This window comes from Ahrensia sp. 13_GOM-1096m, assembly GCF_000620605.1.
GTDB classification, from domain to species: domain Bacteria; phylum Pseudomonadota; class Alphaproteobacteria; order Rhizobiales; family Rhizobiaceae; genus Ahrensia; species Ahrensia kielensis.
This window is the reverse complement of the sequence record NZ_JIAX01000013.1, coordinates 145,053-162,867: the sequence shown is the minus strand read 5'-3', so window position 1 is coordinate 162,867 and position 17,815 is coordinate 145,053. Positions and strand designations below refer to the sequence as shown.

Below are 17,815 nucleotides of genomic sequence, written 5' to 3'. Positions count from 1 at the left end.
ATAGCTTCGGCTGCAACCAATGGTCCGGTCACAATACCGGACGGGAGTACTGATTACATGGCAACTGCGCCCAAAAAAACATCTCAGCGTCAAGGTTTTAAAACAGGCGAATTTATTGTTTATCCAGCCCATGGTGTTGGACAAATTACAGTTATTGAAGAGCAAGAAGTTGCTGGCCTAACAATGGAACTCTTTGTCATCGAGTTTCATAAAGACAAAATGCGTTTGAAAGTGCCTGTGGCAAAAGCACTCACAATCGGCATGCGTAAACTTTCTGAGTCTGGTTTTGTTGATCGCGCTCTTAAAGTCACACAAGGCCGTGCCCGTGTAAAACGCACAATGTGGTCACGCCGCGCTCAAGAATATGATGCGAAGATCAACTCAGGTGACATTATTTCAATTGCTGAAGTTGTGCGCGACCTTTACCGCGCTGAAAACCAGCCTGAACAGTCATATTCCGAGCGTCAGCTTTATGAACAAGCTTTGGACCGCATGGCACGTGAAATCATGGTCGTGAAGAAAATTTCTGACACAGAAGCCGTGCGTTTGATTGAAACAAATCTCAACAAAGGCCCGCGCCGTGGTGCAAAGGCTGAAGGCGAAGATGGGGAAGCTGAGGCTGTAACCCCAGCTGAAGGTTCTGAAAAAGCTGCATAAGCCATCTTTTTTCTGACATTTTTGAACGCCCGAAAACACCCAGTTTTCGGGCGTTTTTATTTTGGGTGGTGCTCAAAACCAGAAAAACAAGGCTTTTCTTCAATTAGAAATGAACCATTTTGCGTCTCACGCGTAATCCCTTTGTAACAAACGTTATTAAAGGAGTGCATCATGGAACCAGCCCGACGCGATATGGTTCGCACCGCAATGAATGCCCCTTATTTGGAACGCGGCGAAGAGCATGATCTGGCCGTTGCTTGGAAAGATAGCCAAGACCAAGAAGCACTCCACAAAATAACAACCGCCCATATGCGCCTTGTTATTTCCATGGCGTCAAAATTCAAAAATTTTGGCCTGCCGATGAGCGACCTCATTCAAGAAGGCTATGTCGGCTTGCTCGAAGCCGCAGCACGGTTTGAGCCAGAGCGCGAAGTGCGCTTTTCAACATACGCCACATGGTGGATCCGCGCTTCGATGCAAGATTATATTTTGCGCAATTGGTCAATCGTGCGCGGCGGCACAAGCTCAGCCCAGAAATCATTATTCTTCAATTTAAGACGACTGCGCGCAAAGCTAAGCCAAGGCGGCGATCTTCTCTCACAACCTAATCTGTACGGCGAGATCAGCCAAGCGCTTGGCGTTTCTGAAAAGGATGTCGCATTGATGGATTCGCGCCTATCTGGTCCTGATACATCCCTTCATGCACCTGTGAGCGATGATGAAACGGGTTCAGCAACCCGCATGGATTTTCTGGTCGATGACCGTCCATTGCAGGATGAATTGGTGGAAGAAAGCATTGATACAGAGCGCCGCACATTATGGCTTCATGATGCCATGCATGTGCTCAATAAGCGGGAACGCAGGATCATCAGTAAAAGACGTTTGAGCGAAAAGGGCGCGACCCTTGAGGCATTAGGCGTTGAACTTGGCATTTCCAAAGAGCGTGTGCGTCAAATCGAAAATCGCGCACTAGAAAAAATGCGTTTTGAGCTTGAGAGTGATCGCCGCGTAATCCTAGCCAAATAATCAAGGCACCCTACTGCGTGACGACTTTATATAAAGTGCCAGGCTCCAATGCTTGGCCTTCAGACACGCCATTGAGTACGCGAAACAATGTTTGAGCGCTGGTAACATCGCGCATTCTGGCAGCCATGGTGGCAACACTATCGCCAGCTTCAGCTTTTAAAATACGAATACGCAGCGGTTTCAAATCCGCTTTTTCCGATGCCGATAGCAATCGGAAAGACGAGCGAACCTTACCAGCCAAAACCGATAGTTCAGGCGAACCTGCCGGTGCAGCTGTCAAAATGCGGTAAACAGCGCCATTGGCGCGCACCACCGTGACATCAAAATCCCAGCGTCCAACAGATGCTTTTGCCGTAGCAGCTTCCAATCCATTGATTGATGCTGCACGCACCGATGAAACGTCCAAACCTTCAACCCAGCCACTGGCAATATATTCGGTCAGGCTTGTCGTCTTGGCAACTTCATCACCATCAAAGCGGATCGCTGCACCATCGGCCGAGCGGCCACCCAAAACAGCTTCAGGGCGGTTTTCAATGTCAAAGCCTTCTGGAAACTCGAACGTAATGCCAAGCTTCACATGGCTATAACGCTGCGCACGCACATAGCCCTCATCGGCATTATCGCCAAACATCATGCCATTGAGACCACGCATATAGCTTTCGCGGTCCCGTGCGCCCGTGCCGCGCCCACCAAATTTACGCGCATGGCCAACTGCCAAGGTAACACGCTGCGGTGTTGAAGGGTGCGTCGATAAAAAATCAATACCCTTATCGTTCGCGCCAGATGCGCTGCGATAAGCATTAAACGCCGCCATACGTTGCTGAAAAGCGGCCGCTGCATAAGGATCATATCCAGCTTCGCCAATAGCCGAAATGCCAACAGCATCTGCTTCCAACTCTTGGTTGCGCGAGAATTGTGCAAGGTCAAGTTTACCGCGCACAAGGGCACGTCGGCCGGCTTCCTTGTCACGCAAAACATCCGAAACGACCCGTTCGGCCAGAACAGCTTCTTTTTCCCGCTCTTGGCGCAAGATGCCGTGGTTTGAAGTTACGTGTGCCATTTCATGCGCGATAACAGCAGCCAATTCAGCGCTATCACTCGCCAATGCCAGCAATCCGCGCGACACATAAAGATAACCGCCCGGCAACGCAAAAGCGTTGACCACCGGAGAATCCAAAATCGAAATTTGATAAACTTGGCTTGGATTGTCAGAGACAGTCACAAGCTTGCCCACAATACCGGCAACCATGCGCTCCAAAGCAACATTGGAATATTCACCGCCATAGGTTTCCAATATGCGTGGATGCTGCAAAGCGCCTAAACGCGCCAATCGGCCTGAGCGCACATTTTCTGCAATGATGGGCGACTTTGATGGTGAAAGCGACGGGTCCGATGCAAGGTCAACAAAGCTCTGGCATGCGCTGAGCGCAATTGGCGACACTAAAGCCAAAACCCGCAACCATTTTGATGCGGGCAGTGGGAACAATCGCTTTTCTAATTTATGCTGAACTAGGACCATATTGAAAATGCGCCGCTTGGCAAAATCCGATTCTATTAATGTGTCATATCCAATAGCGGGATAGATGCCGCTCGCAAAGCAAAAGATTTATCTATCGCAGCGCTAAACCTGAAATCAGGCAAAACAACGTCAAATTTATCACGTTCTGCGCCCTATTAAATAATCACGCACCGCTTCATTCTGATTTTGCGTTTTAGCAAGCTCACTTGATGGTCCATGATAGACGACACCTTTGGGGCCTAAAAATACAAGATCTTCGCTAATATGAAGCGCATCTTCTGGTGAATGCGTCACCATCAGCGTTGTCATAGCGTTTTTATTGGCAAGCGTTCCGACAAGATCGAGCATTTCGCGGCGAAGGCCCGGCCCAAGAGAAGCAAAAGCTTCATCCAGCAACAATATTGGTTTATGCCGCACCATCACACGGGCAAGCGCAACACGCTGCCGCTCACCACCTGAAAGCTGGGCGGGTAGCCGCTCTCCATAATTTTCCAAACCAACGCTTTGAAGAGCCATATTGATCTGCTCTTTCTCGCCAGCGGACAATTTAAGCGAAGGCGAAATACCAAGGCCCACATTCTTAAAAACACTCATATGGGCGAAAAGATTATTCTCTTGAAACACCATCGAAAGTGGACGGTCTCCCGCGGCGCGGTGGGTATTATCTTCTCCGGCGAGCCAAATCTCGCCTTTCTGGGGAATTTCAAAACCTGCCAGCAAGGACAACATTGTTGATTTGCCCGAACCACTGGCCCCCATGATCGCGGTGATAACCCCTTGGCGAAACTGCGCATCAAAATGCATGGCAGGCATGCCAGCATCATAAGCAAATGTGACATCACGTAACGCAACACTGATTTTATCAGTCGTCATCACTTTTTATCCTTTAAAGAGACGCTACTGCGGTCTGCGAACATCAAAATTGCCAAGGTAAACACGCACAATATAAGCGCCAAACCTGCTGCGTCATTGGTGCGGTAGCTGCCCATACGCTGCAAGATTAAATACGGCAAAGTCTGCACTTTTTCTGATCCAAAAAGCGCAATGACACCCAGATCGCCGAGCGATAATGCAAAGGCAAAAGCAAAGCCAACAGATAAAGGCTTGATCATTACCGGCAACAAAACCAAACGCCATTTGTCAAAACCTTGAATATTAAGTTGCGCGCATAAACGGTCATGGCGTTGCGCTGCAGTTTGCCGTGCAGGCAGCACAAACCGCATCGCAAATGGAAGTGCCATAGCCGCATTAACGCTGACAACCAGATAGGGCGCAGCTTCATATATGCTCACGAATGGCCGCAATAAAATGAACCATCCAGCGGCAATCACAATCGGCGGCACGACAAGCACCAGCGATGCTGCATGACTATAGGCGCCTTGCATAAAGCCAGCGCGAACAGCCCCCTCGCATAAGGCCAGCGTAACGACAATACATAGGCACGCCGCAAGAGCGCCCAGCACAAAGCTTGTCATAATGGCTTTTTGAACCGCCGCTTGGCCAAGCAATTTAATAAGGTCGGCAGCAATGCCTTTTGCAAAGATCGCAATAAATGGCGACGCAACAAACAGTGCCGCCACGCCAAGCACAATCACCGCCAAGATGACTTGGCTTGCCTTATGTTTGATCAGCAAAGGACGCGTGCGTTCAAGCGTCATGCCAGCATCAATATTGCCGCCAGCGCGGGCAAACATATAGACAGAAAAGGCGGTCAGTGCGAGTTGCATGACGGTTAAAACCACAGCGCGCGGAATATCAAAATCAAATGTCAGCGCCTGATAAATACCGACTTCCAGCGTTGTGGCACGCGGACCGCCGCCCAGCGTTAGCACCACGGTGAAAGAGGTAACGCACAGCATGAATACCAACGCCGACGCGTTAAACAATGCAGGGCGCATATAAGGCCAACAAATATGGCGAAGGCGCTGTAGCGGCCCCATATTAAGCTGATGCGACAAGCGTTCATACTCCGCAGGCATAGCATTAAGAGCGCCAAGAATAACACGCGCGACAAGCGGCATATTGAAAAACACATGCGCGATTAAAATGCCGGACAGTCCATAGATCGTGCCGATAGGCAATCCTGCCTGCTTGAGCGCTTGCGTGACAAAACCTTGATTTCCGTAAAGTGATACGATTGCTAAAACCGCTACGATTTGCGGCAAAACAAGCGGTATCGCAAACAGGCGGAGCAGCAATTCACGGCCATAAAAATGCTTATACTCAAACAGCAAAAACCCGACAGGAATGGCAAACAGTGCCGACAACAACGTCGATAGTGCCGCCTGCCAAAGTGTAAAACGAATGATACGCCAGACAACAGTGTCTGTTGCAATATCAATTACATCAACCTGTGAGCCGCCAAGAGCCGCAAAAACAACCAGCGCAATAATGGCGCCTAGCGCCAATGCTGCCAACAGAAAAAGGGCCAGCGGCGGAATCGCAAGCCCTAATCCTTGGTATGGTTTTGTATATTTCAAACCTTGTTACCGGCTCATAACTTCAAGCCATTCAGCAACCCAGTCTTTACGGTTCAAAGCAACGTCATCTGATGAATAAAGCAGCGCATTGTCTGGCTGAACGAGCTTATCAAAAACCGGATTAAGCGGCTTTGATGTCGCAGCAGCAGGAAGCATCCAGTTTGTTTCAGGAATAATGTCTTGGAATTCTGGGCTAACGACGAAGGATAAAAACTCTTTCGCCTTCGGGTTTTCAGCGCCTTTTTTCGTCAAGCCTGCCACTTCTATTTGCATGTAATGGCCTTCAGAAAAAGCCGCCGCCTGATATCGATCATTGTCTTCGGCAATCATGTGGTAGGCCGGCGATGTCGTATAAGACAGAACCATTGGCACTTCGCCATCTGTGAACAGCCCATAAGCTTCTGACCAACCCGGCGTGATCGTCAAAATGCGATCATTTAATTTGGCATAGGCCTCCGGTGCATCATCGCCATATAATTTCTTAATCCATAACATCAAACCAAGGCCCGGTGTTGATGTGCGCGGATCTTGAATTGCAATCTTGTTGGAAGCATCGCCGTTTAAAAGCTCTTCCATGCTGGAAGGCGGCGTAGCAATCTTTTGCGTGTCATAAACAATGGCGAAATAACCATAATCATAAGGCACGAAAACATCATCATTCCAACCGCCAGGAACGGCCGCCGCCTCAATGTCCATGCCGTGCGGTGCAAAAAAGCCTTCGGCTTTGGCTTCCGCAATCAGGTTTTGGTCTATACCCAGCACCAAATCAGCATCGGTGTTTCCACCTTCCAGCCGCAATCGGTTGAGCAGTGCGACACCATCGGCGGCAGAAACAAATGTTACGTCACAGCCGCACTTTGCTTCAAATGCTTTTTCAACTTGCGGGCCCGGACCCCATTCAGCTGTAAAGCTCTCATAGGTATAGATAGTGACGTCCTGCGCATGCGCATGCGTCGCGACAACACTGCTCAGCAAAGTGCCCAATAGGATGGATTTTCTCAAAGCTTCTCTCCTTGTTTTAAACAAGGGACAAACACAACGTTTAAGGGGAATTCCAAAACCGTGCGCCTAATCCCTCCGCCGGTGTTAACCGGATCAGGTTCTACGGGTCGGATTACCTCTCAGCCATTATGGCACCCCGTTAGACAAGTTCCGCAATAGCATTTGTATAAAAACGCGGCAAGAGCGCCAAGCTTCGCTATTGCGCTGTAATTTGCCAATGCTTATGACTGGGCAATGTGTAATTCCAGCTCAATTACGATCCTTTTAGGCGGCACCTTACAGGTCGATGACGACCTAAAAGAGCGCGTCAAAAACAGCTATGTCGTGGCTGCCGATGGTGGCATTGCCCACGCAAAGCCTCTTGGCTTAATGCCAGATATCTGGATCGGTGATTTTGATTCCAGCACTTCTGAATTTTTTGATGATTATCAATCCGTTGAAAAAGTGCCTCACTCTTCCAATAAGAACCAATCCGATGGCGAGCTTGCTCTTGATCTAGCTATTGCCCGCAAACCGCAAACGATCACCATTTGCGGCGCACTTGGCGGCAAACGAACAGACCATGTGCTTTTTATATTATTGGGTGCATTGAAATACGCTCTGGATAATCCTGATATCGCATTTTATCTAACCAGAGGTGATGAAACGGCTTTTCCGCTGCTTCCAAACCGTGAATTGGCGCTACATTGTGCGCCGGACACGACATTTTCAGTCATCCCCTTTAGTGCGCTAACCGGCCTCACCGTCTCAGGTGTAAAGTGGCCGCTACGTGATGAAAATATTGCGCTGGGCTCAACCCATACGCTGTCAAATATGTCAAACGGCAAAACAAAAATTAAGCTGGTTGACGGCTATGCTCTTGCCTTAGTTCAAAATAAGCATAGTTTATGATTGTAGTGGAAGGGAACATCTACAACCTGTCAGAAAAATGAGACATAGTTCTGCTTTTCTGACCCTATTAACTCGGGAGCATATCCATGAAGAAAATTACAGCAACAATCGCAGCACTCGCAATGGCAGGCGTAGTCGCAACAGGCTGCACAAACTCTGATCTTCGCGCAGGCGGTGCAGGCGCTATTGTCGGTACTGGTGCGGCCCTTATTGCTGGTGGCAACACTGAAGCAGTATTGCTTTCTGCAGCAGCAGGCGCAGCAGCTGGCGTCGTTATCGGCCGCGTAGCACAAGGTTCAAGCCAGTGCTATTATTCAAACGGCCGTGGTGGTTACTACAAAGCACGTTGCTGATCTAAAAATAATTGAATTTGAAAGCCCGTCTTTTGGCGGGCTTTTTATTGGCCTTGATTTCAGCGCTTGAAACCGCCAAAGCCTGATCGAAGAAACGACAAAGGTTATTATGGCAATCTCCCCGCCCCTACTGCGCTTGGAAAATATATTACTGACTTTCGGTGGCAAACCGCTCATCGAAGAGGCAAGCTTTTCCGTGCATACAGGAGACCGAATAGCGCTTATCGGGCGCAACGGCTCCGGCAAATCAACTCTTTTAAAAATCGCCGCAGGCATTACTGATGCGAGCGATGGTGATGTCACATCAGATCGTAACGCCACCGTGCGTTATTTAGCGCAAGCCCCAGATATGGCGGATTATGCAACGGTTGGTGAGTATATCTCAAAGGGCCTTGGCCCAATGGATGATCCACACCGTGCCAGCTATTTGGCAACAGAACTTGGGCTGGATGAAACCAGATCGCCCCAAGGGCTTTCTGGCGGCGAGGCGCGGCGCGCAGCGCTTGCGCGCACTTTAGCCCCTTCACCTGATATTCTGCTTTTAGACGAGCCGACCAACCACCTTGACCTGCCCGTTATTGAATGGCTGGAATCCGAGCTACAACGCTCAAAATCTGCCATCGTATTGATTTCACACGATAGGCGTTTTTTACAAAACATTACCCGTAAAACTCTGTGGCTTGACCGTGGACGCTTACGGGAAAACAGCGCGGGCTTTTCACAATTTGAAGATTGGCGCGACAAACTTTTAGAAGAAGAAGAACAAGAGCTTCACAAGCTTGGCCGCAAAATTGTGCGCGAAGAACATTGGGTAACGCACGGCGTATCAGGTCGCCGCAAACGCAATATGCGCCGCTTGGGTGAATTATCAGAACTAAAATCAGCTTTCAGAAATCATCAACGTGCCGAAGGCAATGCCAAGCTAGAAACAAGCGATGTACGCACCAGCGGCAAGCTGGTCATTGAAGCCGACAACATCGCCAAATCCTATGGCAATCGCACGTTGGTTAAAGACTTTTCATTGCGTGTGCATCGCGGTGATTGTATCGGCCTTGTTGGCCCCAATGGTGCAGGCAAAACAACATTAATCAAAATGCTAATTGGTGAACTGGAACCCGATAGCGGCAGCGTTCGCCACGGCACCAATCTTGATATTGCGATGCTGGATCAACGCCGTGATGCGCTCAAGCCGGATGAAACGCTCGAAAACTTTCTAACCGATGGACGCGGACAAACGCTCGTCGTCAATGGCGAAGAAAAACATGTGTCGTCCTACATGAAAGATTTTCTTTTCAAGCCTGAACAAGCCCGCACACCGGTCAGAGAATTGTCGGGCGGCGAGAAAGCACGGCTGATTTTAGCCAAATTGCTCGCACGCTCAAACAATTTGCTGGTTCTCGACGAACCAACCAACGATCTTGATATGGAAACATTGGACCTGCTGCAGGAAATGATTGCCGACTTCAAAGGCACCGTTCTACTTGTCAGCCACGACCGTGATTTCCTCGATAAAACCGTTAATGCGATTATTGCGCCCGATGCAGAAAATACAGGCCGCTGGATCGCTTATGCTGGCGGCTACACCGACATGCAGGCGCAGATTAAAGAAATAAAAGCAGCAAACGCGCCAGCGAAAAAAGACGCCAAATCTGAAAAGTCGGCGCAATCAAAGCCAACAACCGCCAATGCAAAAGGCAAGCTTTCCTATAAGCAGAAATACGCGTTGGAAACGCTGCCTGCCAAAATGGATGAGATTACCAAGAAGGTGGCTCAGCTTGAAACCAAGATGGCTGACCCTGCCTTTTTCGCCAAAGACGCAGAAGGGTTCAGCAAAGCAGCCAAGGAACTTGAGGCTTTGCAAAACAGCCACACAGCCATGGAAGAAGAATGGCTGGAACTGGAAATGCTACGCGAAGAACTCGAAGGTTAAAGGCGTAATACTTTAAAGAATGATTTTAAGGATTGTAAAACCAAGTAACAATTTACATTATACATGTGCAGAAACTATCTGTGTTTTATTATAGGATTTATACATGTCTACAATGAAAAAAGTATCAGCAGAATTCTTCGGTACATTCTGGCTGGTGTTCGGTGGTTGCGGCAGCGCCATTTATGCCGCGGGCATAGCCGATGTTGGAATCGGGTTTCTTGGGGTTGCGCTGGCATTTGGTCTGACCGTTTTGACTATGGCATATGCCGTTGGAGGCATTTCTGGGGGGCACTTTAATCCTGCGGTCTCCATCGGCTTGGTGTTCGGCGGACGCTTCAGTGCCAAAGAGCTACCGGCTTATATTATTGCGCAAGTTGTCGGCGGCCTTGCAGCCGGCGTTATGCTTTACCTCATTGCAAGCGGCCAAGAAGGCTTTGCAGCGGGCGGTTTTGCAGCCAACGGCTATGGCGAACATTCCCCTGGTGGCTACTCCATGGTTTCGGTTCTCATCGCCGAAATGTTGCTGACTGCAATGTTTTTGATCATTATTCTTGGCTCAACTGCAAAATCTGCATCTGCTGGTTTTGCCCCTATTGCTATTGGCCTAGGCTTAACTCTCATTCATTTGATTTCTATTCCAATCAGCAATACGTCTGTGAACCCTGCGCGGTCGACCGCAGTAGCATTTTTTGCTGACGGCGGTTGGGCCGTTGGGCAATTATGGATGTTCTGGGTGGCTCCAATAGCTGGCGCCGCTATTGGCGGAATCATCTATAAAGCATTGCTAGAAACAAAATAAGTAATTTAAGGCGGGCTGAAAAACCCGTCTTAAACCGCATGATTGTTTAGACTTAAACAACAGCTAAAAAGCAGCAACAATTAGCACTTGAGCGCAACCGGCAGCGCACCGGCAACCTTGCTTTGGCGCAAGATAAAGTTGGTTGTTGTCGTGCGCACCACGCCAAGACGGTTAATGCGCTTCATGATAAAGCGTTCAAGATCTTCTGGGTCTGTCGCGGCCACTTTGAGCACGAAATCAAACTCGCCCGTGATCGAAGCGCATTCGATAATTTCTTCTGCACCATCAATGAAATTATTAAATAAATCGATGGATGCCTCACTGTGATCCATAAGCGATACATGCACATAAGCCAGCGCATGCAGGCCTAATTTTTTGCCGTCCACAATGGCAGCATAGCGCGTGATATAGCCCTCATCTTCCAGCTTCTTCATCCGCCGCCAACAGGGCGATGGCGATAGTCCCACCGCATCTGAAAGTTCTTGCGTGCTGGCGCGTCCATTTTGCTGCAAAAACTTTAAGATTAGCCTCTCAAAATTATCAAGCATAATTCACCTACTTTCACACACATCAGAAAAAATTTACCCAGATTATGATCTGTAGCATCAAAATAGAACATAATTTATTGCAATGCCATGCAATTCTAACCTAAACCATGGGAGGTGAGACATGCCTAAATCAACAAAATATGTTGCTAAAATCGCTGATGCGGAAGGCCGAATAGATTACACAAGCCAAGACGATGCTGTGTGGCGCGATCTTGTTGCCCAGCAAGAGCAAAACATCAAAAAATACTCCGCAAAAGAATATTTGGCAGGTCAAGAAAAACTAAATCTGCCAAAAGACCGCGTGCCGCAATGTGTTGATGTTTCTAGGCAGCTTCAAGCGCTAACAGGATGGAGCGTGGAGCCCGTTCCAGCGCTAATTGGCTTTTCTCAATTCTTCTCAATGCTCGCCAATCGAACATTTCCCGCAGCGTCATTTATCCGTAGCCGAGAAGACTTCAACTACATCGAAGAGCCAGACATTTTTCATGAAATATATGGCCACACACCACTACTTACCGATGAGCGCTTTGCAAAGTTTTCCGAAGCCATTGGTAAAACAGGGCTTGAATGTGACAAGTCCGATTATTCTTGGCTGATACGCCTTTATTGGTTCACCATCGAATTTGGCTTAATCCGCCAAGATGGTCAGATCAAAGCATTGGGTTCCGGTCTTGCATCGTCGCCAACAGAATTGATTTGTTCTGTCAGCGATGAGACCGCTATTCGCAAGCCCTTCGATGTTATCGACATTTTGCGAACACCGTACCGAATTGATATCCACCAACCGATCTATTTTGTGCTCGATAATCCCGATCAGCTTTTTAAAGCTGCAGACCGCGATCTCTTAAGTGACATTCGGGAAGCGCGCCAACTGGGCCTGCATGAACCCGCATATCCGCTCAAAGAAGCCGTTGCTTAATCGGTAACAAAAAACGGCCCGCATTTTAACGAGCCGTTTTCATAAATAAGCATACGGGCTTTATTAAACGAAGAACTGCGCACCGTTCGCCGAGATGGTCGAACCATTGATGAAGCCGGAATCATCAGAAGCTAAAAACGCGACGCAGCGTGCAATTTCCTCTGGCTCACCCAAGCGGCCAGCTGGAATTTGCGGAATAATCTTGGAGTTCAGCACTTCTTCAGGGATAGCACGCACCATTTCAGTGCCGATATAGCCTGGGCAAACCGCATTGGCTGTAATGCCAGCACGTGCACCTTCTTGCGCCAATGACTTCACGATACCCAGATCACCTGCTTTTGTTGCAGCATAATTGACCTGACCAAATTGTCCTTTTTGACCATTGATCGAAGAAATAACGATAACGCGGCCAAATTTACGCTCGCGCATGCCCGGCCAAACCGGATGAACAGTATTGAATACACCAGTCAGATTGGTGTCGATCACTTCTTTCCACTGGTCAGGAGACATCTTATGGAAAGGCGCATCGCGTGTGATGCCAGCATTGGCAACAACGATGTCAATCGGGCCGATTTCAGCCTCAACCTTTTCTATGCCTGCTTTGGATTCGGCATAATCAGCGACATTCCATTTATAGGTTTTAATCCCAGTTTCTTTAGTAAATGCCGCCGCCTTCTCATCATTGCCAGCATAAGTCGCCGCAACATTATAACCTTCAGCCTTCAGTGCTTTCGAAATTGCCTCTCCAATTCCGCGGGTGCCACCCGTTACCAGTGCTACTCGTGCCATAGTCTGCTCCTCCAGCGTTATTATCCTCAAAAAAGGCGGCCCGTAAGCCGCCTTACAAATATGAGGTTAGTCACGCTCTACGCAGAGGGCAACACCCATTCCGCCGCCAATGCATAAAGTTGCAAGGCCTTTTTTGGCATCGCGTCGCTGCATTTCAAAAAGCAAAGTGTTGAGAACACGTGCGCCAGAAGCACCGACCGGATGTCCAATAGCAATCGCACCGCCATTGACGTTGACGATATCTTCGCTCCAGCCCATGTCCTTATTAACGGCACAAGCCTGCGCCGCAAAAGCTTCATTGGCTTCAACAAGATCAAGATCGGCAACAGTCCAACCCGCTTTTTCAAGCGCTTTGCGTGATGCAGGAATTGGACCCGTGCCCATGATTGCAGGATCAACACCAGCTGTTGCCCATGAAACAATACGCGCAAGCGGTTTGATGCCGCGCTTTTCTGCTTCTGCTTGGCTCATCAATACGGTCACCGCAGCGCCGTCATTAATGCCTGATGCGTTCGCAGCTGTTACCGTGCCATCCTTATCAAAGGCAGGGCGTAGCTTGGAAATACCTTCAACCGTCACACCTTCTTTGATGTACTCGTCTTCCTCAACAATTGTTTCGCCCTTGCGGGTTTTCACGGTGAACGGCACGATCTCATCTTTGAACTTGCCAGCCTTGCGTGCAGCTTCAGCTTTATTTTGTGACGCAGCAGCAAAAGTATCTTGATCAAGGCGCGAGAGCTGCCATTTCTTGGCAACATTTTCAGCTGTGTTACCCATGTGATAGCCGTTGAAAGCATCGGTCAAACCGTCTTTCAACATCGTATCAACCATTTTGAAGTCGCCCATTTTCACGCCGCCGCGCAAATGCTGGCAGTGCGGCGCCATAGACATGCTTTCCTGACCACCGGCCACGATAATATTTGCGTCGCCTGATGCGATCTGCTGCATACCAATTGCAACGGCACGTAGACCAGAACCACACAATTGGTTCAAACCCCATGCTGTAGCTTCTTGAGGAATGCCCGCAGCCATAGCCGCGATTCGCGCTGGGTTTTGGCCCGCGCCTGCTGTCAAAATCTGACCCATGATGACTTCGTCAACATCTTTAGGGTCAACACCAGCACGCTCAAGCGCGCCTTTAATGGCCGCTGCGCCCAGTTCATGGGCAGGAACATTGGCAAAAGCACCAAGAAATGATCCGACAGGTGTGCGCGCTGCGCTTGCGATAACGATAGGTTGCATATTTTTCCCTTTCACACTCCATGACAGGCCTGCCGATTGGCAGTTCTACCGGAGCTATTTTAAGTCCAATCGGCGATGGAACATTATTCTTTCAAGCAAGCTTGATTATCTAAGTCAAACCCCTTTCAGATCAAGTTACACCCTTGCGCCAATGTTTGCGCGTTCTTTTTGAAAATTTGACAATAAGAAAAGACTTGGAAAACTGCCGAATACCGCGTTAGTTTGTCAGTGTTACATTCATGCGCAGCTGATTGTCTTATGTACTGCGTAAAAGGAGGTCTAATGGCCAAGAAAACTGACACAACGATCATTAAAAAATATGCCAATAGACGCCTCTATAATACAGGTACGAGCTCCTATGTAACGCTTGAAGACCTAGCAACAATGGTCAAGAACGACGAACAGTTTACCGTTCAAGATGCAAAATCAGGCGAAGACATTACCCATTCGGTTTTAACGCAAATCATTTTCGAGCAAGAAGCCAAAACAGGCCAAACCATGCTGCCTGTCTCCGTTTTACGCCAGCTCATCTCGTTTTATGGCGATCAAATGCAAATGGTAGTCCCAAGCTATTTGGAACATTCCATGGCGGCCTTTGCAAACGAACAAGCGCAGATGCGTGAGCAAATTACATCCATGGTCGGCAAGTCACCCATCGATGTGATCGCCTCAAGCCAAGAGATGATGAAAGAACAAACACAGCGCAATATGGAAATTTACCAAAAAGCCATGCGCATGTTTAACCCGTTTATCCCAGGCGGCGATCAGCCGGAAAGCGCGCCTGAAGCAAAAGCTGAAAACAGCGACGACTTAAAGAGCATGAAAGACCAGATTGCAGAAATGCAGCGCAAGCTCGACCAAATGGGCAATTAACAATACCGCTCACTTTGGATAAACAGTTTCGCCAATAAAGCCCGTGACGTAGCTTTCATATTAGCCTTTACCAAGGGCTGATCATTTGCACATAACATATAGATGGGGCCACAATGGCAAAACTGACACTTTCAAACGCAAACAAAATCATCACTGATGCGCTTGCAAAAGGCAAAGAGCTTGGCCTGAAGCCACTCACCGTGGTGGTTCTGGATGCTGGCGGCGCAACCATTGCCATGCAGCGTGAAGACGGCTCATCGCATCTGCGCCCTGAAATTGCAGCAGGCAAAGCCTTTGGCTGTATTGCAACTGGCGTTGGTTCACGCTGGCTGAACGCACAAGCCGAAACCCGCCCGCATTTTCTTGAAGGACTTTCAAATGTTTCTGGCGGCCGTATCGTAGCCGTTCCAGGCGGCGTATTGGTCAAAACAGAAACAGGTGAAATCATCGGTGCTGTTGGCATTACCGGCGACACATCAGACAATGATGAAGCTGCCGCAGTAGCAGGTATTGAGGGCGCAGGGTTTACGCCGGATACAGGCGCTTAAAGCTAGCTATCATCGTGATATAGAAAAGGCATCCACGCGGATGCCTTTTGTTTTTGCGGTTGTGAAAGTACGTTTAATTATAAGAAACGTCTCTTCCAGCTGACCTGATCGAAACAGAAAACCCAGCCATAACGTCAATAAGAGCCATCATCATCAACAAGAAGAAAACCGATGTTGACGCGCCTGCCACGATTAAAAACTCAACCAAAAATGCAATAAAGACGACCGTTGAAAACAAATGGTCAAGCACTGACGTGTTTGACGTGCGGGTCGATTTCAAAATTTCAAAGAATAAAAACAACAAGCCAATGGCCAGCAACATGGCGCCCAAGCTCATGGTCCATTGCCCACCTGAAATCAGATTGACCGAGAACACTGTTCCGTTCCAGGGATCAACAGATGCGCCCGTTACCAGAATAACATTATAGGCGATGAATGGGATGATCATCAGCGGGATTACACTAAACATATATATCGTCTCCTAATGAAATCGATCAAAAATCGTCACAGCGCTCGGCGATCGTTTCCTGAACAGATTTCGTGATACGCATATCAGCTATATCAAAAATTTCTCGCGTCATCAGCGCATTACCACCAAAGTCATAGCAGGCAACAGCTGTAACGCTTTCCATCGTGGAATCAGCATCTATTTTATACGCGATATAGCCCTCTTTAATGGCAGAGGACCAGCCCTCAAGGCTTTCCACAAACTCGGCCTTCGTTTGCATCGTATCGAGGTCTTTGAGTTCAATGGTCGCTTTTTCAGAAAGCAAAGCTGTAATTTCGCTCTGCATCTTAGGCAAATCATTGGCGGGGGATAATGCCGCGTACCACGCATTGACCAGTCCAACAGACATCGCCTTGTTTTCAGCATGTGCAGCAGACGCCATAAAGACAGCCAAACCTGCCAAGATCAGCCTATTCATTTTCAACATTTGTCCGCCCCATCTTACATGCAACAAAATATTTCTCGCTCCTTCAAAGCAAGCCATCAGCAAGAACGCTTAGGCACAACCGAAGGCCCAATTGCCCGCATTTGCACCATGGATCGCGGCTGCCGCAAACTATGCATATCCTGCTCAAGGGTAAGTTCATCTGCACCCCGCTTTGCCGTATTGCTCAAAACTTCAAACACTGACTGCGTGGAGATATGCAAAGCATCGCTCGCGCTCATGCCAGAAAGATAACGCGCTAAAACGAGTGCGGCGGTTAGATCGCCCGTACCGCTTGGCACATTTGTGAGTTTGCGATGCTCGGCAAGCCAAGCACTATTGTCATCGATGAAAAGATTACCAATACCGCCCTTCAACATACCAAATGCAGATGTGATAATCGCACGCGGAATGTCTGATTTGCGAACCTGCTCGACAATCGCGTTATTGTCCTTAAATTTAGTATTGCTCAGCCATTCGAATTCAAATCGGTTTGGCGTTATGAGATCGGCCTGCGGAATAAGCGCATCGCGGATAGTGCTTGCCGTATCCTCAGGAATGTACAGCCCGCCTTCATCGCCAATAACTGGATCGCAAACATAAACCAGATCAGGAACTTTCTTGCGCAAGCTTGCAATGAACTTCCCAATTGATTCGGCCTGTCCAGCAGAACCAAGATAGCCGGTTAAGACAGCGCCCACTTCATCGACAAATTTTGAGTTCAACAAATCATCAAGCAAGGCAGCAAAGTCGGCATCATCAGGCACAATACGCGTTGCCTTGCCATGCCCTGGGTGCCAAGGCAAAGTCACGGTCGGCACCGCCCATACAGGAAAGCCAAGAGTTTCTAGCGCGAACACCGCCGCCCGATTGCCAACGGACCCACGAACAACATGGCTGGAAATAACAATGACAGATGGCTTACGCATAAAATTACTCATGCCGCACCGCGTGAAAGAAAGTTAAGAAGCCAAATCGCTAACGCAATAAAGACGACAATTGATAGCCCGCGCCCAATGCGCTTGCCCCAAACTTCGATCTTATCTTCTTGATCGGCATCCGCGCCCAACAAGTGATCTCGCGTTTTATTGGCCGTGCGCACTAAGGATGAAGTACCCACAACCTCAGAATTCGTATTGACCGAATTGAGGATACGATCCGATTCACGGCGGCGCTCTTTATCTGAATTCTTGTTAGCCATAGCGATCAACCTCCCAGTCACTTATGCAGTTACTTGTGTGACATATTTTTGAAAACAGACAATGGCAATTTTATACTGCAAGTAAAATATGCTCTGCTATGGTAAC

General features: G+C 48.6%; 20 protein-coding genes and 1 riboswitch. Of the genes, 9 read left to right on the top strand and 11 right to left on the bottom strand.

What is annotated here, in order from left to right; all coding sequences use genetic code 11:
- Positions 1 to 57 precede the first annotated feature (57 nt).
- Together N530_RS0111750 and N530_RS0111740 are read left to right on the top strand one after the other, a co-directional pair.
- Positions 58 to 657 (top strand): CarD family transcriptional regulator, encoded by a 600-nt coding sequence (locus tag N530_RS0111750; RefSeq protein ID WP_026480841.1) that lies wholly within the window; start codon positions 58 to 60, stop codon positions 655 to 657.
- A 171-nt stretch (positions 658 to 828) separates the two neighbouring features.
- A complete protein-coding gene (locus N530_RS0111740; protein ID WP_026480840.1) occupies positions 829 to 1,683 on the top strand; it encodes an RNA polymerase factor sigma-32 in 855 nt (284 codons plus the stop codon).
- 10 nt (positions 1,684 to 1,693) lie between these two features.
- On the opposite strand, the gene N530_RS0111735 is transcribed toward N530_RS0111740, so the two are convergent.
- The 4 genes from N530_RS0111735 to thiB all read right to left on the bottom strand — a co-directional run bounded on the left by N530_RS0111735 (position 1,694) and on the right by thiB (position 6,684).
- Positions 1,694 to 3,202, bottom strand: coding sequence for a M48 family metalloprotease (locus N530_RS0111735; RefSeq protein WP_081773954.1), 1,509 nt, complete (start codon positions 3,200 to 3,202; stop codon positions 1,694 to 1,696).
- A gap of 138 nt (positions 3,203 to 3,340) precedes the next feature.
- Entirely contained in the window at positions 3,341 to 4,075 is a 735-nt protein-coding gene (gene thiQ / locus N530_RS0111730; RefSeq protein WP_026480838.1) for a thiamine ABC transporter ATP-binding protein, read from the bottom strand.
- On the bottom strand, positions 4,075 to 5,682 hold the full coding sequence (locus N530_RS0111725; RefSeq protein WP_202899066.1) for a thiamine/thiamine pyrophosphate ABC transporter permease ThiP: 1,608 nt from the start codon (positions 5,680 to 5,682) through the stop codon (positions 4,075 to 4,077). Before N530_RS0111725 ends, thiQ begins: the two co-directional genes overlap by 1 nt.
- A gap of 6 nt (positions 5,683 to 5,688) precedes the next feature.
- A complete protein-coding gene (thiB, locus tag N530_RS0111720) occupies positions 5,689 to 6,684 on the bottom strand; it encodes a thiamine ABC transporter substrate binding subunit (RefSeq protein ID WP_211097892.1) in 996 nt (331 codons plus the stop codon).
- A 53-nt stretch (positions 6,685 to 6,737) separates the two neighbouring features.
- Positions 6,738 to 6,833: riboswitch (TPP riboswitch) on the bottom strand.
- A gap of 85 nt (positions 6,834 to 6,918) precedes the next feature.
- On the opposite strand from thiB, the gene N530_RS0111715 reads away from it, so the two are divergent.
- From N530_RS0111715 to aqpZ, 4 genes are all read left to right on the top strand, one after another.
- Positions 6,919 to 7,575: a thiamine diphosphokinase gene (locus N530_RS0111715; RefSeq protein WP_026480835.1), complete on the top strand. Its 657-nt coding sequence runs from the start codon at positions 6,919 to 6,921 to the stop codon at positions 7,573 to 7,575.
- Between the two features lie 86 nt (positions 7,576 to 7,661).
- Positions 7,662 to 7,928 (top strand): hypothetical protein, encoded by a 267-nt coding sequence (locus N530_RS0111710; protein WP_026480834.1) that lies wholly within the window; start codon positions 7,662 to 7,664, stop codon positions 7,926 to 7,928.
- Positions 7,929 to 8,043: 115 nt separating this feature from the next.
- The gene (locus N530_RS0111705; protein WP_026480833.1) at positions 8,044 to 9,858 is read left to right on the top strand and encodes an ABC-F family ATP-binding cassette domain-containing protein; all 1,815 of its coding nucleotides are present in this window, start codon (positions 8,044 to 8,046) and stop codon (positions 9,856 to 9,858) included.
- Positions 9,859 to 9,970: 112 nt separating this feature from the next.
- Entirely contained in the window at positions 9,971 to 10,657 is a 687-nt protein-coding gene (aqpZ, locus tag N530_RS0111700) for an aquaporin Z (protein WP_035267064.1), read from the top strand.
- 80 nt (positions 10,658 to 10,737) lie between these two features.
- Here aqpZ and N530_RS0111695 read toward each other — a convergent pair whose 3' ends face one another.
- The gene (locus N530_RS0111695) at positions 10,738 to 11,205 is read right to left on the bottom strand and encodes an Lrp/AsnC family transcriptional regulator (RefSeq protein WP_051540919.1); all 468 of its coding nucleotides are present in this window, start codon (positions 11,203 to 11,205) and stop codon (positions 10,738 to 10,740) included.
- Between the two features lie 121 nt (positions 11,206 to 11,326).
- Here N530_RS0111695 and phhA point away from each other — a divergent pair, with 121 nt between their 5' ends.
- Positions 11,327 to 12,124, top strand: coding sequence for a phenylalanine 4-monooxygenase (phhA, locus tag N530_RS0111690; RefSeq protein ID WP_026480830.1), 798 nt, complete (start codon positions 11,327 to 11,329; stop codon positions 12,122 to 12,124).
- Between the two features lie 63 nt (positions 12,125 to 12,187).
- Here phhA and phbB read toward each other — a convergent pair whose 3' ends face one another.
- Positions 12,188 to 12,913, bottom strand: coding sequence for an acetoacetyl-CoA reductase (phbB, locus tag N530_RS0111685; RefSeq protein ID WP_018690184.1), 726 nt, complete (start codon positions 12,911 to 12,913; stop codon positions 12,188 to 12,190).
- A 66-nt stretch (positions 12,914 to 12,979) separates the two neighbouring features.
- Entirely contained in the window at positions 12,980 to 14,155 is a 1,176-nt protein-coding gene (locus N530_RS0111680) for an acetyl-CoA C-acetyltransferase (RefSeq protein WP_026480829.1), read from the bottom strand.
- A 282-nt stretch (positions 14,156 to 14,437) separates the two neighbouring features.
- Here N530_RS0111680 and phaR point away from each other — a divergent pair, with 282 nt between their 5' ends.
- Positions 14,438 to 15,028, top strand: coding sequence for a polyhydroxyalkanoate synthesis repressor PhaR (gene phaR / locus N530_RS0111675; RefSeq protein WP_026480828.1), 591 nt, complete (start codon positions 14,438 to 14,440; stop codon positions 15,026 to 15,028).
- Positions 15,029 to 15,141: 113 nt separating this feature from the next.
- Entirely contained in the window at positions 15,142 to 15,576 is a 435-nt protein-coding gene (locus N530_RS0111670; protein WP_026480827.1) for a heme-binding protein, read from the top strand.
- A gap of 73 nt (positions 15,577 to 15,649) precedes the next feature.
- On the opposite strand, the gene N530_RS0111665 is transcribed toward N530_RS0111670, so the two are convergent.
- From N530_RS0111665 to N530_RS0111650, 4 genes are read right to left on the bottom strand one after another with little or no spacing between them, the layout of a single operon-like run.
- Complete coding sequence (locus N530_RS0111665) at positions 15,650 to 16,045, bottom strand: hypothetical protein (RefSeq protein ID WP_026480826.1); 396 nt, start codon at positions 16,043 to 16,045, stop codon at positions 15,650 to 15,652.
- 25 nt (positions 16,046 to 16,070) lie between these two features.
- Complete coding sequence (locus tag N530_RS0111660) at positions 16,071 to 16,511, bottom strand: hypothetical protein (protein WP_155851981.1); 441 nt, start codon at positions 16,509 to 16,511, stop codon at positions 16,071 to 16,073.
- Positions 16,512 to 16,567: 56 nt separating this feature from the next.
- On the bottom strand, positions 16,568 to 17,437 hold the full coding sequence (pdxY, locus tag N530_RS0111655; protein ID WP_155851980.1) for a pyridoxal kinase PdxY: 870 nt from the start codon (positions 17,435 to 17,437) through the stop codon (positions 16,568 to 16,570).
- 8 nt (positions 17,438 to 17,445) lie between these two features.
- Positions 17,446 to 17,709 carry a hypothetical protein gene (locus tag N530_RS0111650; protein WP_018690177.1) on the bottom strand — a complete coding sequence of 88 codons (264 nt, stop codon included), beginning with the start codon at positions 17,707 to 17,709 and terminating at the stop codon, positions 17,446 to 17,448.
- Between the last annotated feature and the right edge of the window lie 106 nt (positions 17,710 to 17,815).

Coding starts and splice junctions, on each gene's coding strand:
- N530_RS0111750 (WP_026480841.1), top strand. CDS start 58: ATGGCAACTGCGCCCAAAAAAACATCTCAGCGTCAAGGTTTTAAAACA.
- N530_RS0111740 (WP_026480840.1), top strand. CDS start 829: ATGGAACCAGCCCGACGCGATATGGTTCGCACCGCAATGAATGCCCCT.
- N530_RS0111735 (WP_081773954.1), bottom strand. CDS start 3,202: ATGGTCCTAGTTCAGCATAAATTAGAAAAGCGATTGTTCCCACTGCCC.
- thiQ (WP_026480838.1), bottom strand. CDS start 4,075: ATGACGACTGATAAAATCAGTGTTGCGTTACGTGATGTCACATTTGCT.
- N530_RS0111715 (WP_026480835.1), top strand. CDS start 6,919: ATGTGTAATTCCAGCTCAATTACGATCCTTTTAGGCGGCACCTTACAG.
- N530_RS0111710 (WP_026480834.1), top strand. CDS start 7,662: ATGAAGAAAATTACAGCAACAATCGCAGCACTCGCAATGGCAGGCGTA.
- aqpZ (WP_035267064.1), top strand. CDS start 9,971: ATGAAAAAAGTATCAGCAGAATTCTTCGGTACATTCTGGCTGGTGTTC.
- N530_RS0111695 (WP_051540919.1), bottom strand. CDS start 11,205: ATGCTTGATAATTTTGAGAGGCTAATCTTAAAGTTTTTGCAGCAAAAT.
- phhA (WP_026480830.1), top strand. CDS start 11,327: ATGCCTAAATCAACAAAATATGTTGCTAAAATCGCTGATGCGGAAGGC.
- phbB (WP_018690184.1), bottom strand. CDS start 12,913: ATGGCACGAGTAGCACTGGTAACGGGTGGCACCCGCGGAATTGGAGAG.
- N530_RS0111680 (WP_026480829.1), bottom strand. CDS start 14,155: ATGCAACCTATCGTTATCGCAAGCGCAGCGCGCACACCTGTCGGATCA.
- phaR (WP_026480828.1), top strand. CDS start 14,438: ATGGCCAAGAAAACTGACACAACGATCATTAAAAAATATGCCAATAGA.
- N530_RS0111670 (WP_026480827.1), top strand. CDS start 15,142: ATGGCAAAACTGACACTTTCAAACGCAAACAAAATCATCACTGATGCG.
- N530_RS0111665 (WP_026480826.1), bottom strand. CDS start 16,045: ATGTTTAGTGTAATCCCGCTGATGATCATCCCATTCATCGCCTATAAT.
- N530_RS0111660 (WP_155851981.1), bottom strand. CDS start 16,511: ATGTTGAAAATGAATAGGCTGATCTTGGCAGGTTTGGCTGTCTTTATG.
- pdxY (WP_155851980.1), bottom strand. CDS start 17,437: ATGCGTAAGCCATCTGTCATTGTTATTTCCAGCCATGTTGTTCGTGGG.
- N530_RS0111650 (WP_018690177.1), bottom strand. CDS start 17,709: ATGGCTAACAAGAATTCAGATAAAGAGCGCCGCCGTGAATCGGATCGT.